Genomic DNA, 18,110 nt, shown 5'->3' with positions numbered 1-18,110 from the left:
AAGTATATGATTTTGCTCTGTAAGCAGCTAGCAAAACAATACAATGTCTAAGCATCAAAGCAAGCAGCCGTAGCACCGATGCAAAGCCAAAGGCATAAATCATGTTCGGAGATTGTGGGCCAGGCTTTGCTCAGTTTTTCTTAGATGGGCGTAAAGATGCAGATGTATAATAGCCTGCTCTGCTTCCTTGTTTTTCGGGAATATGCACTGTAACAGTCGCTCCGTTGCCGGGACTGCTGCTGATTTGAAGTTCCGTTCCATAAAAATGTTTTAGCCTGCTGTTGATATTTTTCAGCCCGACGCTGTGTCCGTTCCCATTGAGCAGCACGTTGCGTATTTCTTTCTCGTCCATACCTGCCCCATTATCAGACACTGTAATGAGAAAGTAACCGGATTTGTGCGTTATTGACAGTGACAGCCGTCCGCCGTTTTTTCGCTTCCCGATCCCGTGACGGATCGCATTTTCAATGAGCGGCTGAATCGTGAGCGGTGGAAGCGGAAAATCAAGTGTGTCATCTACGTTAATTGTTGCATGAATACGATCCTGAAAACGCATTTTCTCAATAGCCAGATAAGCATGGACAAGCGACAATTCCTTTTTTAAAGTGCTCATTGCCGATGTGTTTTGAAAGGCAAAACTTCCACGTAAATAAGCAGCGAACTGTGCTGTCATTTCGCGTGCTTTTTCAATATCCTCATAACTCAGGGCGATTATTGAGTTTAAAACGTTATAGAGAAAATGCGGCCGGATCTGGGATTGAAGAAATGCAACTTCCAGATGAGCTGCCTGGCTGGCCGCCTGTTTCATCAGAATTAAACTTCGGATCCGTGCTGAGAATTCTGAGAACGTATACGGTCTGGGCAGCACATCATTGGCGCCCGAGCGAATTGCATAATGCTTGTCTTCGTTAATGATTGAAGTGGTGAGCATGAGTATGGGCAGCTCAGTCAAACCATACTTTTCACGTATTTTACCGCAGATCTTAAATCCCGACATTCCCGACATCATTAAATTAAGGACCACCAGATCCGGCATTGAGCGAACGACTTCATGCAGTGCCTCGTCTCCGCTTTTCACGCTGATCACGTGATAATCAAGGCTTTTCAGCATATCCGTCAGAATTTTCAGCTGTTCCGGATCATCATCAACAGCGAGAATGGTCTGCCGCTTGTTCGAGTCCGGTTTTTGCTGCGTCTGATGTGTCATCTGATTCTGTGAAGTATGAAACTCGAGGGACAGCGTGTTGACAGTATCGATGCGATTTGACGCATAAAGCGGAACTGTGAAGTGAAAAGTGGTTCCCGAGCCGCTCTTTGACTCAAACCATATTTTTCCCTGTTGCAGTTCCACCAATTTTTTTGTAATCGCAAGGCCAAGCCCGGCACCTTCGCTCGCATGTGTATCTGCTTGCCGGATCGGATCAAAAAGCGTATCGTGTTCGCTTGCAGGTATCCCGGTTCCTGTATCAGCCACCATGATCTCTAAATGATTCTTTTTTTGTTTCGCCGAGAGCGTGATGGTTCCGCAGTGTGTGTATTTAATGGCGTTATCGAGCAGATGATTTAAAATCTGACGCAAACGGTTCCCATCGGCCAGGACAAGCGGAAGCACGCGGGGCATTTGGTCAATGAACTGTAATCCCTTTTCTTCGGTCATTTTTGTATAAAAGCCAATTTCCAGATTGATCAAGGAACGAACATCTACCGGTCCGGTTTTAACGTTCAGCAGTCCCTGATTGATTTTTTCCAGATCCAGAATATCGCCAACCAGATTGGACAACCGATAGCACATACGCGTGATCCTCTGAATTGTTATCTGTTCATCCTGGATCAATCGCCTCTTATCACTTTTTAACAGCGTTTGAGCACTTGTGATGATTCCACTTAACGGTTCTCTGAATTCATGCGCTGTGCGGACAATGAATTGGTCTTTAAGCACATCAATCTGGCGCAGCTTTTGTGCCAGTGATTTCGCTTTAAAAAAAGTGCTGTTGAACTGCTTAGCCATTAAGAGTGAAAGCGAGAGAATGACTCCAAGCACGGATAGCACATTGTATATCAGAATCTGATTTGTGCTGGACGCATTGATCACGGCTGTGATGCTGTACACATTCAGAAACAGTCCGCAGATGACCAGGTACCGGCTTCCCTCCATCCGCCGAATGGCAGCGAGCACAATGATATACATTGAGTAGATGAAAATAAAAAGTGTAAAAGGAAGCACGAAGACGAGATAATACCATGATGGCATACGTATGGAAATCAGGCTTACGGTCACCAGTATACTGGCGTAAACAGTGATCAGCCAAAGCATGTGTCTTGAGATCAGCGTTCGATAATAGGAGGTAAAACTGTAAAGGGCCATTAGTATGCCTAAAATGAAAAAGATCAGTTCAAGACGTGCGTGCAGCCACAAAGGAATCCATGGGAATGGAATATAGATCATTCCTTCCAGATCGAACATGGATAACGCTATGGACGTGCAGATGGCCATTAATGAGAAGAATAAAAAGGACAGATTTCTTCTTATCTGCAAATAATGGCCGAAATAAAACAGGCCCATGATAAAGAAGGGAATAATGATGATGCAGCTGACAGCCAGAGCACGTGCTCTGGCACTTGTAATGCCCTGATCAGTTCCAAGCAGAACGGGTTTTGCAATTCCCCATCCGTTAATCATGCCATAATTGGCAAATTGGATGATTAGTTCATTATCGCCTTTGTGAATTGGAAAATAGCAAACGTAGGAAACGGGTTTTGGCGTAAAATTTTCTCGCGTCACGTCTCCGCTCCGGCCGAACGCTTTTCCGTTTACATAAATTTTGCTTGCCGTGTAGATCACCGGGACTTTAATGGCAAATATTCGATGATCCTGATTGGATCGAATAATCAGCCGATAAGTCCCGGATCCTGGCTGGCGTCCCCCGGGATTAGTGATGTTGTTAAGGGGGACATCGGTTAAAACTGCCTGTCTGCCCTGTCCGGACTGAATGTCTTTCGGAGTTAAAAGCTGATTGCGATAAAAGGTCCATTCTCCATTAAGCTCAACGTTTCCGCTCTGGTCAAAGTTCCAGCGGCTGAGGTCGAGCATGCCTTTATCAGCCTTTGGCGCGTTGTTTGCCGAGATTCCGGAAAGAAAAAGCAGGACGATGAACAGCACGGAATAGCTCAGAATAATCAAGCTGACGATTTTTATTTTTGTTCTCAATGCTTTTCACTCTCACTTTGTGCATTTTGCAGCCCGCTGCCTGGCGGATGGTGAAAAACCCCATCGATTATACAATAAGATACAGTCGTTCCCTCACCGATCTTGCTTTGGACATCCAGATGCGTGCCAAAGTAACGCTTAAGTCGCTCATTAACATTTTTAATGCCGAAGCTGCTGCCGGACGCATCGGTCAGAAGTGCATTCAGTCTCTGTTCATCCATACCGATACCGTTGTCTGTAATAGCAATCTTATATCCGTTCGGAAGGCGTGTAACGGATAGAATGATCCGTCTGCCTTCTTTTCGTCCGCCAATACTGTGCTCAACCGCATAGTCAACAAGTGGCTGGATCATGAGCGGCGGCATCGGGAAATCAATCCGTTCATCAACATCGATACTGAATTGCAGCTGGTCGTGAAAACGCATTTTTTCAATTGTGAGATAGTTCCTCACAAGTGCCAATTCTTTTTTAAAAGTGCTTATTGCGGATGTATTCTGGAAATCGAAACTGCCACGCAAATAAGCAGCAAATTGCGCGGTCATTTCACGTGCTTTTTCCACATTTTCATAACTGAGTGCAATGATCGAATTAAGTACGTTATAGAGAAAATGCGGCCTGATCTGTGACTGGAGAAAAGCGACTTCCATATTTGTTGCCTGACTGGCCGCGTTTTTCATCAGGATCAATCCATGGACACGCGCCGAGAATTCCGAGAAGTTGTATGGCTTCTGCAGAATATCATTCGCTCCCGCCCGAAATGCGTAATGTTTTTCTTCGTCGATAATCGCGGCGGTAAGCATCAGCACCGGGAGTTCGGTCAGACTGTACTGCTCGCGTATTTTGTGGCAGACATCATACCCGGACATACCCGGCATCATCAGGTCGAGAATCACCGCATCCGGTTTTGAATGAGCGATCTCATCCAGTGCTTCTTTTCCGTTTTTGACCGCGGTCACATTGTAGGACATGCCGGTCAGCATATCAATCAGGATTTTCAGGTTTTCCAGATCATCGTCCACGACAAGAATCGTTGTCGCATGATTAAATGGAGAATGGTAAGGTGTCTCCAGAGTGACTTCTGGCAGATGCCCGTTTAAAAGTGCCTCATCTGTTCCTGTTCGTTCAGCTGATTGTGAAAATGTCTCATGGGAGCTTCCCTGTTTTGCATTGAAGAGCGGCAAAGTGAAATGAAAAACAGATCCTGATCCAGCTTCGGACTGTACCCATACTTTCCCGTTTTGCAGCTCTACCAGCTGTTTAACAATACTCAGCCCCAATCCGGCACCTTCACTTTGATTCAGTTTGTCCCTGCGTTCGAATGCCTGAAATATGGCCTCAAACTCTGAGCGCGGAATACCAGTTCCGGTATCGGTTACTGTGATCTCGACTACCTGCTCTATTTTTCTGGCCTGTAATGTAATTTTTCCTGCCGGCGTGTACTTAATCGCATTGCCGATCAGGTTATTCAGTATTTGCCTGAACCGGTTTTCATCCGCGCTGACCAGGGGAAGGTTCTCCGGCACGGCATTTGCAAGGACCAGACCTTTCTTTTTGGCCAGCAGGCTGTAAAAAGGAAGCTCCGATTTTACCGCAGCCGCCACGTCCAGGGGGATCGGATGCAGACTCAGTTTTCCCTGCCTGATCTTCTCCAGGTCAAGCACATCATTGACAAGCGCGGAAAGCCGGTAGCCGATCCGTGTGATTATTTGGAACTTGTCCGCCTCATCGCCAATGGTGCGATCCGATCTGCTTACGAGCAAAGTCTGCGCTGCGTTAATGATTCCGTTTAAAGGTGTGCGAAACTCATGAGAGGTTCGGGCGATGAATTCATCTTTTAGCTGATCGCTGCGGACCAGTTCTCGCGCTAATGATTCGTTCCGTTTAAGCGCATGGGCGAAGCGCTGTGATATAAGCAACGACAGCATCAGCAGAAAGATTAAAGATGAAAAAGTATACAGCGAAATAATCATGCTTGAGCTGTATGAACGGATCGTTGTAATAATGATAAAGATACTCATGGACAGTGTCGCGACCATCAGATAAATGCTTTCTGTGGTTTTGCGTACAATTGCGAGCACAAAAATATAGGAAGTATAGGTGAGAATAGAGACCGCGAGAAAAGAATGAAGAAACAAGATCATTGGTGTCAGTGGGCTCCATGGAATGAAATCAATGATCAGCGTTGCGCATGAGATACCTATGCCCCAGGTTAACACTTTCTTTGATACCAGCTTAGGGTAGGTGGAGAACAGGTGCAGGAGCACGACGACCCCAAGGAGCAGCGTTTCTATGACTTCCAATATGACCAGGGCACGGTAGGAGAGATCCGGGAAGAAAATGTAGATCACCCGGCCCGGACTGATCCAGGAAATAATCATGGAAAAAAGCAGGCAGATAACGGAGAAAAACAGCAGATGCGCATCCTGTCTGCGCTGGACGAAATAACCGAAAAAGTACAGCCCCATAAAGAAAAAGGCAGCAACCGTGACCATATCGCTGAAGATGGATCGGTCATAGCTTCGCGAAATCTGCTGCTGCGTGCCAAAAGTGATCGGCTTGGTGATGCCCCAGGCCGTAGCTACATCCGCGCGCGCAACCTGAATCAATAATTCATTATAGCCGCGCTGAAGCGGGAAATAACTTACAGCAGGCTTAAGCGAAGCCACTTTGCTGTCCCCTTTTGATGGCCGTCCGCTTCCTCCGACAAGCATCCCGTTGACATAAATTCTGCTGGAATTATAGATATGCGTTGCCCTCAGCCCGAACATTTGCTCATGATCAGAATAGATGACAAGCCGGTAAGTTCCTGCATTTACATAGTAAGGTTTGATGCTGTTTGCGTTGCGTGTCTTTTCAGGGACAGTGATCAGCCGTCTGTTCTTTCCGTGCTGCGTGGTTTCGGGAGTGAGAAGCTGATCAGGGTAGAAATACCACTGTCCGTTTAACTCAATACTGCCGTTCTTCTCAAAGTTCCAATGCGCAAGGTCAATATGCCCCGCTTTTGCGGTCGGACCGCTGTACTCAGAAAAATGATCCCATGCAACAAAAGCGCAGAACAGGCCGATATAACATAAGACGACAATAAGAAAAGCGGATACGCGCTGCACAGCCTGCTCACTCCCGAAATTGATAGGATACATGTAATTCTATCAGTTCTGCTGAAAGAAATGAATAGAAGAACGAATGGGGGCAGGTCTGGCCCATGGTATAATAGCAGCGATGAACCATAGTTTCTTTGTATGCTTTCCATTTATTTTATACTATAAGAAACATTCATGACTCGCTTGAGGGGTGAGGGACACCGCTTGAATGAAAATACCCCATGAGAGAAAAAACCATTCTGTATTTACGTACAAAAGTTTAAAATTCAGCGGATTATCGTATAAGCGCACCTAAGGCATCGCCTTCGCCAGAGGCCCGGCAAAGCCAGGCTTTCTCATCGGCTCTGTTAAAGGATAATGTGCGCTTGATCGGCTCATTCGTTTTTCAGCTCGTTGAAGAATTCAGCGGAATGAACCGAAAAAAAGGAAAACAGCGATTAACAGTACTATTTTACAAAAATCACAAAAGGCATATGCGTGACGGCGGCTTCATTTTTACCCCAGGGGTCGGCGAAGCCGGGTTCGCAACCATATTTATGCAAAGGAGGCAGAATCATGCATGCATTTGTGGTGGATGATGAACTGCTGGCTTGCAGGCAGTTGAAGCACATTCTTCAGGAGATAGGCATTTTTCAGTCGATCGATACATTTACCGATCCTGAGAAGGCGCTGGATCAGGCGAAGCTGCTCAAACCGGATGTTGTGTTTCTGGACATAGAGATGCCGGAAATCAGCGGTATTGAACTTGCGGAGCTGCTTCAGGCTGATGATGGACCAATCCAGATTGTCTTTACAACTGCTTACGATGAATTCGCGATTAAAGCATTTGAATTAAACGCCATTGACTATCTGCTTAAGCCGATTCTGAAACCGCGCCTTGAGAAGGCGGTTACCCGATTGATTAAGAACCGCGCCCCTGGCGCAGCTTCAGGTCACCCGCAGCCGGAAGCCCATTTCGGCATTGAATGCTTTGACAGCCTTAAATTTTATAAGATTGAAAAGGGTACAAAATCATACATACCTGTTAAATGGCGCACATCCCGCGCTCGAGAACTCTATGCCTACCTGCTTAAAGAGCATGGGCGTTTCGTCAGCAAGGAACGTCTGATTGATCTGCTTTGGCCAGGCATGGATGATGCCAGAGGGACCGCGCAGCTCTATACGACGATCTATCAGATTCGCAAACTGATGGAAAAACTGCCGCTGAAACAGCGCATTATAAAAAATGATATCGGCTATTCCCTGAGCGTTTCAGAAGCAGACATTGATATTGAGCAATGGCAGGTTAATCTGAATCACCTTCCGCCGATCACTCCTTCCAGCTACCAGAAGCATATGACGTTGTTCCATGCCTATAAAAATCATTATTTTAATGAATATGGCTACCTCTGGGCAGAGGCGGAGCGGGTTCGGCTGCTTCAGCTCTGGCTTGAGCTGGCCAATTCGCTAGCTGAATTCCTGATCCAGGAGGGCAAGAAGATGGACGCACTGAATGTCTGCCAGCAGGTGGCGCGTCTTGAGCCTGATGATGCGCGCAATTTGAAGCTGATGATCAGACTTTATAATGAGACAGGCAACGTTGACGGAGCGATCCGTGTGTACGAACGCTATAAAGAAGTGAAGGATACCTGAACTTATTTCCTGTATCCTTACATCGTAAAGTGATCACGAGAGGCCGTGAATCCCGAAAAGGGGTTTGCGGTCTTTTTTTTGTATATGATTTTTTTCACATTGAAGCTGATTTTGGAACAAAGTTCACTGTTTGTTCAGAACTTGTACAGAGCGCCAAGATAAACTAAACATTAACAAATTGTGGGATAAGCTGCGCAATTGGTCGGTCATCCGAAATGATTCGACATATTCGGCACCCTAGATAAGCACCTTGCCGCCATCGTTCAGCATTCCGGCCAATGCCGGATTTCCATATATACCACAACAACACGTAACCGCACATAAATGTGAAAACAGAGAAATAAAGGGGAGAAGTACATTGAGAGCTAAAAGACTGCCGCTTGGTTTAAAAAAAACAAAACATAGAAAAACGGTCAGACGGCTGATGATCATCGCCTTGTCGCTGTTTGTCATTTTCAGCCAACTGTCGCTGCCAACGCTTGCGGGAACAGCCAGCGCGGAAGGCAGCCTGAATGCAGATTCAGGATTCCATTTATCATTAAGCAGTTTTAAAGTTGACGGCGAGCCTGTATCTTCAGGGGATACGAACATCAATCAAAACGGAGAGGTTAATCTGACCTATCACTGGTCGGCCGATGACTCGGTCGCGATTGCCGACGGCGCTGCCTATACGTTTTCCATTCCCGACCAGATCGATGTCGGTGGCGGCTTTTCAACTGATGTGTTTGATGCAACCAATAATGCGACTGTCGGTACCTTTACCGTCGGATCTGATGGGACGGCAACGATACAATTTAACAGCTACTATGCCGACCATTCGAATTTAAAGAATCGCGCCGGCGACTTGGAGATAAACGTCATCTTTTCAGAAAGCTTAAAAAACGGTACCGTCACACAGACGATTCCTTTCCTTGCCGATGCGTCATACACGCTCTCGTTTCAACCGAACACGAGTATACCTGATGTTTCTAAGAATGGTTCAACGGACCGGGGCTTCAATCCGTCAACTCTAACCTGGCAGATGGATGTCAATGCGCGCTACCAGACGATCAGCGGGGCCACGGTGACCGATACCTTGCCTGCAGGTTTGGATTTTGACAAAAGCAGCGTAAAGATATATCCGCTAACCGTTAAATTGGATGGAAGCAAAAATGATCCGGAAGCTGATAGCGTGGTTGCTTTGGACAGCAGCAAATATACCGTTTCGGATCCGGACGGAGACGGGCAGTTTGTCGTCACCTTTACCGATCCCACGATTACACAGCCGTATCGCATTGTCTATGAAACGGCGATTCAGGATTCAGAGAAACACGACTCGCAAAAATTTGACAATACGGCAACACTCAGCGGAACAGTTGACGGCAATTCAATTAATGAATCGGCCAATAAACAGATTACCGCTCAATATGCGCCGTTTATGACCAAGTCGGCGAACAACAGTTACGATCCCAAGACACAAATGATCACTTGGACAATTAACTATAATTTTAATAACAGTACGGTTACTTCACCGGTGCTTCATGATACGGTGACCGGCGACAGCGGATATGTCACCGGATCGCTTGCGGTGAAGAAGGTAACGCCGACCAATGCGTCGGGCGGTTACACTGTTGACAGTGATCAGTCTGGTGTAACCTTTTCAACTGATGCGACATCTGGAGATAAAAATTTTGACATCACCTTAAACGACGGCAATCCAACGACCGACGCGTATGTCGTCACTTATAAGACGCAGGCGGCCGATCAAGATCATGTCGAGCAAGGCGATGTGTCCAACCAGGTTACAAGCAACAGTCAAACGGCTACCTCCGGTTCGGTTCGCATTCATAACGTAGGTATTACAAAAAGCGGCTCGATTGACCCGACGAAGAACACAATTAATTGGAAGATTGATTTAAATGATTTAGGCAAAACACTGACGGATCAGACGGATTCGACTAAAGGGCCGACGCTGACCGATACATTCGGTACGGGCGTTACAGACTTTGATCTATCATCTGTTGTGATAAAAAATAAGAAAGACAATAGTGTACTTGATGGTTCAAATTACACAGTTACTCCAAATGGTGATTCCGGATTCACGATTAATTTTCATCAGGCGATCAACACCATTGAATATCTGCTCACCTATGCGACCAAGTATGACCCGGACAACGCCGTCTCCGGATACGGCAACGATTACGTGCTGACCTATTCCGACGGGGTAAGCAAAACGGAAACGGGCGGCATATCCGTTGATCCCAGTGATGCCGAACAGTACAACGGTTATAAGACAGGCACATATGATGCGGCAGCCAAGATCTTTACATGGGACGCGGTCATCAATTTTAACAGCACAGATATGGGGAAAGCGACTGTAACAGATACACTGTCGCAGGATCCGGATGGAAGCGGCGGTTATAATTTAGTAACCACGGATGAAGACGGAAAACCGTTAATCAAAGTCTATAAATTCAATTATGCATCAGATGTCCACTCGAACACTTTTTCTGAATCGTCAAAAGGTGACGAAGTCGATTCCGCTGATTATGATGTGACACCGGCGACAAATGCGCAGGGCGTAATCGGGTTTACGCTTACATTCAAAAATGCAATCAGCGGTCCTTATGTCATTGAATATCAGTCGCAGCCTGTCGGTGTCACTTATAGCAATGGCCAGTATAAAAATGACGTTGCCTTAAAAGACGCAGATGTAACTGATGATGCGGGAACAAGCTTCAGCCAAACCGTGACCATTCCTCACTCGCTCGACTACACGGTTAAAGATGGAAAGATGTCAGATGATAAAAACACGGTAAATTGGACTGTGGAAATTAACAGGGCACAGTCCGATCTTGGTACAGGTGTTTCATTGAAGGACCAGTTAAGCGCCAATCAAACCTATGATCATGATTCTTTTAAACTGTACTCGGCCATTGTAGATCCGGAAACAGGTGATCTGACGAAAGGCGGACAGATACCGGTTGACAACTATTCCCTGTCATTTACACCTTCGGCGGATGGTGCGGGTGAAAGCTTTGAACTGAAATTCGCATCGGGAGAAGATATAAACAAAGCTTATATTTTAACCTACGATCAGAACATTGTCAGAAGCAAAGGGCTTACGGAAATATCGAACAGTGCGTATATTGAGGGAACCGGCTACACGAGTACCTCTTATAGTAAACCCGTGAATGTTCGGATTGTGTCGGGTTCTGCGACGGGCTCGGGTGAAGATGTCGGCTATGTGTCGGTCGGCAATTATGTCTGGTTTGACAAGGATCGTGACGGTATTCAGGATGATGGCGAAGACGGTATTCCCGGAGTCGTTCTGAAGGTGGAACGTTCCGACGGTGGGGCGATCATCATGCCGGACGGAAGCAGCCAGACGTCATTGGAGCAGACAACGGATTCATCCGGATATTATCAATTCAAGAATCTGCCGGCTCTTCCGGACGGACAGCACTATGTGGTCAGCATTGATAATGACAATCAAGACACGAAAGACGCGCTGGACGGTAAAGTGCCAACAACAGAACATCAAGGTGATTCAGCTAAGGATTCATCAACAAATACGGCCGAATCAGGTGACTTAAAGAACGACGGGGATTCCGATCAGACACTGGATTTTGGGTTTAAAGTACCGTCAGTTTCTGTCGGTGATTATGTCTGGAAAGATACGAACCGTGACGGCATCCAGCAGGATGATGAGAGCGGCATTAACGGTGTCAAACTAAGTTTATCCGTGGTTGACAGCAGTGGAGAAACGATTTCTTCCAATGTAAAAACGATTGACGGTGAGAATGTTGTTTCGCAAGTGACGTCAACGCATGATGAAAAGAACGGATACTATCATTTTGCAGATCTTCCACTGCTCCCGGACGGAGAGTTTTATCAAACGGTGATTGACCAAAATGATTCGGCAACTGCTGAAGCTTTAAAGAATCTGACACCGACGAAAAATAATGCAACGGATCAAGACAAAGATTCATCTGAGTGGCTTTCGACAGCAATAGACCTGAATAACGACGGAGATGATGATCCAACTCTGGATTTCGGTTTTGTTGAAAAGTCAGTCTCTGTCGGAGACTATGTCTGGAAAGACGTGAATCGTGACGGCATTCAGCAGGACGGGGAATCCGGCATTAATGATGTCCAGGTTCATCTGACGCTGGTCGATGCAGACGGCGAGCACTCGGTAACGGATGTATTCGGGGACAGTGTGCAACCTCAAAAAACGGTGACTAAAGATGGAAATAAAGGCTACTATCAATTTGACAATCTGCCGGCACTGCTTCCGGGACAATTGTACCGAGTCACTGTTGATGGTGATGCAGACAGTTCTAAAGCAGCATTGAACAATTTGGTTCCGACACTGGCTGGTCAAGGAAAAAATCATGCAAATGATTCATCAACAGGCTCAACTGATTCGATTCTTCCTTTAACGGAAAATGGGGCGAAAGATACTACACTGGATTTTGGCTACATTGAAAAATCCGTGTCGGTCGGCGATTATGTCTGGAAAGACGTGAATCGCAATGGCAAACAGGATGATGGCAACACCGGCATAAATAATGTAACAGTTAAAATCGCCGGTCCGGACGGCAAATCTGTAACGGATGTATATGGTGATCCGGTCAATGAACAGCAAACCGAGACCAAAAACGGGAAAACCGGTTATTATGCATTTAATAATCTTCCGGCACTGCCGGCAGGAAAACATTATACGGTAAGTATTGTTACGGACGATACAACGAAGGAAGCATTAACGAACTTGATCCCAACTCAAACAGGCGAGGGAACAAGAACTGAGGATTCATCAACGGGAAGTGCGGAGTCAACAGATTTGACCAATGATGGAGATAATGATTCAACACTGGACTTCGGATATATTGAGAATTCGGTATCTGTTGGCGATTATATCTGGCTCGATAAGAACGAAAATGGTATTCAGAATAATAATGAGTCCGGAATTGAAAATGTCGTGGTCAACGTTACCGGCCCGGACGGCAAACCGGTAATCGATGTTTTCGGCAACGAAGTCAAAGCAACAAAGACCGATTCCAAAGGCCATTATGAATTTGATAACTTACCGGCTCTACCTGAAGGCAGGCATTACACAGTAACGATTGATCAGAATACATCGAAGGATGCACTGACCAATCTGATTCCGACGAAAGAAAAAGCAGGTGAGGATTCAGCTAAGGATTCATCTACCTGGAAAACTGAATCAAGCGACCTGACTAAAAATGGTGACAAAGATCTGACCTTGGACTTTGGATTCATTCAGAAGTCTGTATCCATCGGAGACTATGTATGGTTAGACAAGAATAAAGATGGTATTCAGAACGATAACGAAAAAGGAATCGAAGGCGTGACAGTTACGATCAAGGGTCCAGACGGAAAGACTGTAAAAGACAATGATGGCAAGGAAATTACACCAACAAAGACTGATAAGGATGGTCACTATGAATTTACCAATCTGCCATCACTGCCAGCCGGAAAACACTATACGGTAAGTATTGATAAAGATGCTTCAAAACAAGCGCTGATAAATCTAGCACCAACCGGGGAAAAGGGATCGAGTGATAGAGGTAAGGATTCCTCAACATGGATAAGCGAATCAGGCAATTTGGTTAATGATGGAGACAGTGATACTACATTAGACTTCGGCTTTATCGAAAAATCTGTAACTGTCGGAGACTATGTCTGGGTTGATAATGATAGAGATGGCGTTCAGGACAAAGGTGAGTCTGGTATCCCGGGTATCGTCATAGCTATTACGGGACCAGATGGAAAACCTGTTACTGATTTGAATGGTAACGAAGTGAAGCCGGTCAAGACAGACAGCGATGGTCACTATGAATTTACCAATCTGCCATCACTGCCAGAAGGTAAGCATTACATGGTAAACATTGATCGGGATGCTTCGAAAGATGCTCTAAAAGGTTTCACTCCTGCTAAGGAAAATGGAACAAATGATCAATCAAAAGATTCATCTACCTGGAAGGCTGAATCAGGCAACCTGCTTAAGGACGGTGACAAAGATCTTACGCTCGACTTTGGTTTTGTAAAAGAAACCGTGCCACTGGTATTGAAGGGTGGCAAGCCAGGCGCTCTCTACAATGTGGTCGATGAAAACGGTCGTGTCATCGCGCGAGGCGTACTGGCTGATGAAGAAGGAAACGTCCATTTCAAAGGTCTTGCGACCGGCAAATATCATCTTGTACTCGTTCGTGGTGTCGAGGCCGAGGTACAAACGACCAAGAAATCAAAAAGCAAAGGACTGCCGATTACCGGTGATGCCAGTGATATCATGACAATGGCGACCGGAGCACTGCTTCTTCTGGGCGGTGGATTCCTGACCCTCTTCACAAGAAGAAGGAAAAAAAGCTGAGATAGCGGGCGGACCAATAACAATTAACCGGTTTTTTAAAGGCATTCGATTCTCACTAGGATCGAATGCTTTTTTTGATACTCAGAAAGTTTAAAATTCAGCGGATTATCGTATAAGTGCGACAGCCTCTTTGTCTTCGCCAGAGGCCTGGCAAAGCCAAGTTTTCTAAATTGGAAGTTGTTGATATAAACGCAACAGCGTATCGATGTTTTTCACCTGTCATTTACCCGAATTGCTATGTGCTTTGATTCCTGGCGGTCAGACGCCAGCCCCCAATTTACCACTGTATTTTTCACCTGCATGCAACGTTTTGACGCAAAATTGTCATACTTTTCCGTGCTTCCGAATACAGTAAAAATCGTTCTGTATGAAGCTGACCAAGAACGCACCAGACACCGCAATCCTTCCATCATAAACAGAACATCGTTTATTTTCCTTTGAACTGCTTTTTTACACACAGGAAATTCAGCAAAGAGAAATGGGGAGGAAAGTCATGTTTAAAAAACCAAAGAAGATTTTCCGTGTTTTGAGATACCTTTTAACGATGCTGCTGCTTGGTGCATTGATGGCAAGCGGTGCGCTCCATCCAAAAGATGTTCATGCGGCTGAATCGTCACCTTCGATTGATGTCAACCATCCGCTTGGTGTTGCGGAGAACTTTAATGCGTTTATCCTTAATGATATGCGCATGGCTTCGGACGCGCAGGGACGGCTTGCCGTGGGGCATGATGTCACACTTTCCAATTATATGGTGGCGACAAATGAAGCTAACAACGACGCGATTAATTTTGTCATTGGTCATTCACTGACCTACAATGGCGGGGAGCTTCACGGGCGATATGTCATTGGCGAAAACGGAAGTGCCGCAATTAACGGTGCGAATGCAAGAAAAGCGGAGGGTGTTTCCATTGCAGAAGTACCCGATTTCAGTGAGAATCATCTAACCGATTTTTCAGGAGCAAAAAACCAGCTGATCAATTACAGTCACTGGTATACAAAGTTATCCGGTGTACGCTTTGATACAGGCGAAGTAACAAGAGACGCGAATAGCGTCACATTCAGCTATTCCGGAAGCGATCCAGGTGTCGTTGTTTTTCAATTGGATGCGGCTGACTTTAACCAATTTAAGAAGAATGAATTTCAAATAAACTACAACATACCACGCAGTAATGCAAGCACCACGATCATCGTTAATGTGGCGGGATCTTCAGCTATTAATATGCCAGGCTGGAGTACGATGTATAACGGAAACGCATTGAATGAAGGCGACGCACGAGCCTCCAGGATTCTGTACAACATGCCAGATGTGCGGACGATCAACCAAGGAAACGGAGCGCTGTTCGGCTCGATTCTCGCGCCAAACGCGACGTTCAACGCAGGTGGCGGGAATCTTAACGGCACATTGATTGCCAATAACTTCTTTGGAATTGGAGGCGGGCACACAGAAATTCACAAATTTTTGTTTCATCCTGTATTTCCGAGCAGTCCGGCGCCGATAAAAGGCAAGATCACGCTGAAAAAAGTGGATGCGGAGCACCCCGGCACAACTTTGTCCGGAGCTGAGTTCGCGCTTCAGCAAAAAGAAGGAAGCAGCTGGAGCACAATTGACAAACTGATAACGAAAGCGGACGGAACAGTCACCAAAGAAGGCCTGCCGCTTGGAGTGTACCGGTTGGTAGAGACTAAGGCACCGGCCGGCTACGAAAAGGGGAGCGTTCCACCCACGTTCGACTTAAGCAAAGAGGACCCAAATAAGACCATTACGGTAGAAAACAGAAAAAAGCCGGTGAACGGTTCGATCACACTGAAAAAAGTGGATGCGGAGCACCCCGGTACAACTTTGTCCGGAGCTGAGTTTGCGCTTCAGCAAAAAGAAGGAAGCAGCTGGAGCACAATCGACAAACTGATAACGAAAGCGGACGGAACAGTCACCAAAGAAGGCCTGCCGCTTGGAGCGTATCGGTTGGTAGAGACTAAGGCACCGGCCGGCTACGCTCTTTCATCTGAAGCCAGGCAGGTTACGCTGACGCGAAATCATCTTAAATCGCTGCTTATTTTTAAAAATGTGAAGCAACCAGCAGCAGTCACCGGCAGCGTTACGCTGAAAAAGGTAGATGCTGCAGATTCGAATCACGTGCTGGAAGGGGCGCGGTTTGTGCTGCAGAAGCTGAACGCGAAAAGCGAATGGACGACGCTCTATACGCTGACAACGGATAAGAAAGGCATAATCACTAAGAGCGGTTTGGAATTGGGGACGTATCGCTGGGCGGAGCAAAGTGCTCCGGCCGGCTATTCCCTGTCCACAGATGCAAGGCCGTTTACGCTGACGCGAAATCACCCAATATTCATGGTGACGATTAAAAATACTAAAATACCTGAAACGGTCACTTCGGCACACGCTCAGCGGACAGCCCAACCACAACCGCCGGATATTGAACACGGAGTTATGGGTGAGGAACAGCAAACACAGAATCAGTCAAATGCCTCTGAATCGACAGGCCAGGCTCCGGCGTCAAAGACTCGAGCAGTGCAACGAGGCTATTCATCGCAAATTCAGCCTGACGAACAGACCAGTCACGCGCTTCCGGTTACAGGCGACAGCGGCAACTCATTGGCTTATTTGCTTGGCACAGTGCTTCTGGTTGCAGCAGCAGGCATCATTGGCTTTGCGCAGAAGCCAAAAAACTGATGACGCAGACTGAGACGGAAATCATCATGAAAAAATCCGGCTATGCCGGAGTACTTATTTAATGAAAACGCTAACAAAATCGTCATTCATACCGAATAATATAATGGAACAATAAAACAGAAAGAGGGATGACGATGATCAGAAAAAAGTTAACATTCAATCAATTGATTAAGAAAAATAAAGATGAAATTTTAAGCGATCGTGATCAGCTCAAAATAATTGAATTGAAAATCGATCAAAGGCATATTGAAAAAGCAAAATAACGTTTTATCACCCGCCTGGCGGGTGTACATAATCTGATCATAGAAGGCGCAGTTTATCCGATTTTTTACAACTTGTAAACTTTATGATCACTTAAAAAAAGAAAATAGTGAACAACAAGCACCTGATCATGGTAAGATTTGATCAGGTGCTTGTTAGTGATTGAAGGCGGGGATAAGATGATCGGACGTAAAACACTGATTGCTGTTCTGGTCGCGGCGGGACTGCTTTTGATTGCCTCTCCGTTCTTAAAAGAAACCCTGATTGGTTTTCTGAGTGCAAAATATAATTCCGCCCGGTTGACAGCGACGCAGATGGAAAAGAATAGTCATCGCGGAGCATCCTATGATTTCAGCAAAATTCAGCCTCCTTCATTTTTTGAAACAATAAAGGCGGGTGCGAATTTTGATGCTAAGGCAGTGGTGGGTCGCATTCAAGTCAGGCGTTTGGGTATAAACCTTCCTATCCTGAAAGGAACAACGAGCGCCAATCTGCTCGCAGGGGCGACGACCATGCGCCCTGATCAGAAGATGGGGCAAGGGAATTACCCGCTTGCCGGTCATCATATGCGGCGGGAGCAGCTGCTTTTTGGCCCACTGATGCAGGCCAGAATTGGCGATGAGATTCTGATAACAAACTTGAAGAAAGACTATATATATTGTGTTGTGCGGATTAAAGTGGTACGAGAAACTGAAGGCGATGTGATTGATCAGACGAACGATAATCGGATCACGCTTGTGACCTGCGATAAACCGACACGCACACCGAAGCGGCAGATTGTCATTGGGAAGTTAGTGCAGGTGAATGCTCATCGTTAAGCAGCATCAATCGATACAGAAGTTT

General features: G+C 46.1%; 7 protein-coding genes. 5 read left to right on the top strand and 2 right to left on the bottom strand.

What is annotated here, in order from left to right:
• Positions 1–130 precede the first annotated feature (130 nt).
• Together M3N64_RS05385 and M3N64_RS05380 are read right to left on the bottom strand one after the other, a co-directional pair.
• Positions 131–3,208 (bottom strand): ATP-binding protein, encoded by a 3,078-nt coding sequence (locus tag M3N64_RS05385; RefSeq protein ID WP_249099203.1) that lies wholly within the window; start codon positions 3,206–3,208, stop codon positions 131–133.
• Positions 3,205–6,315: a hybrid sensor histidine kinase/response regulator gene (locus M3N64_RS05380; RefSeq protein WP_249099200.1), complete on the bottom strand. Its 3,111-nt coding sequence runs from the start codon at positions 6,313–6,315 to the stop codon at positions 3,205–3,207. Before M3N64_RS05380 ends, M3N64_RS05385 begins: the two co-directional genes overlap by 4 nt.
• Before the next feature lie 549 nt (positions 6,316–6,864).
• Here M3N64_RS05380 and M3N64_RS05375 point away from each other — a divergent pair.
• From M3N64_RS05375 to M3N64_RS05355, 5 genes are all read left to right on the top strand, one after another.
• Positions 6,865–7,941: a response regulator gene (locus tag M3N64_RS05375; RefSeq protein ID WP_249099197.1), complete on the top strand. Its 1,077-nt coding sequence runs from the start codon at positions 6,865–6,867 to the stop codon at positions 7,939–7,941.
• 358 nt (positions 7,942–8,299) lie between these two features.
• Positions 8,300–14,317 carry an SdrD B-like domain-containing protein gene (locus tag M3N64_RS05370; RefSeq protein ID WP_249099193.1) on the top strand — a complete coding sequence of 2,006 codons (6,018 nt, stop codon included), beginning with the start codon at positions 8,300–8,302 and terminating at the stop codon, positions 14,315–14,317.
• 493 nt (positions 14,318–14,810) lie between these two features.
• Positions 14,811–17,006 carry a SpaA isopeptide-forming pilin-related protein gene (locus M3N64_RS05365; protein ID WP_249099191.1) on the top strand — a complete coding sequence of 732 codons (2,196 nt, stop codon included), beginning with the start codon at positions 14,811–14,813 and terminating at the stop codon, positions 17,004–17,006.
• A 134-nt stretch (positions 17,007–17,140) separates the two neighbouring features.
• Complete coding sequence (locus M3N64_RS05360) at positions 17,141–17,269, top strand: FbpB family small basic protein (protein ID WP_249099188.1); 129 nt, start codon at positions 17,141–17,143, stop codon at positions 17,267–17,269.
• A gap of 180 nt (positions 17,270–17,449) precedes the next feature.
• Entirely contained in the window at positions 17,450–18,085 is a 636-nt protein-coding gene (locus M3N64_RS05355; protein WP_249099458.1) for a class A sortase, read from the top strand.
• The last annotated feature ends 25 nt before the right edge of the window (positions 18,086–18,110 follow it).

The organism is Sporolactobacillus mangiferae (assembly GCF_023336505.1).
GTDB lineage: Bacteria > Bacillota > Bacilli > Bacillales > Sporolactobacillaceae > Sporolactobacillus > Sporolactobacillus mangiferae.
Note: the sequence above shows the minus strand (reverse complement) of the source record. Positions and strands in the feature narration are given on the sequence as shown.

Bases quoted from the DNA above. Each gene is read 5' to 3' on its own strand.
- M3N64_RS05360 (WP_249099188.1), top strand. From the start codon at position 17,141: ATGATCAGAAAAAAGTTAACATTCAATCAATTGATTAAGAAAAATAAA.
- M3N64_RS05375 (WP_249099197.1), top strand. From the start codon at position 6,865: ATGCATGCATTTGTGGTGGATGATGAACTGCTGGCTTGCAGGCAGTTG.
- M3N64_RS05365 (WP_249099191.1), top strand. From the start codon at position 14,811: ATGTTTAAAAAACCAAAGAAGATTTTCCGTGTTTTGAGATACCTTTTA.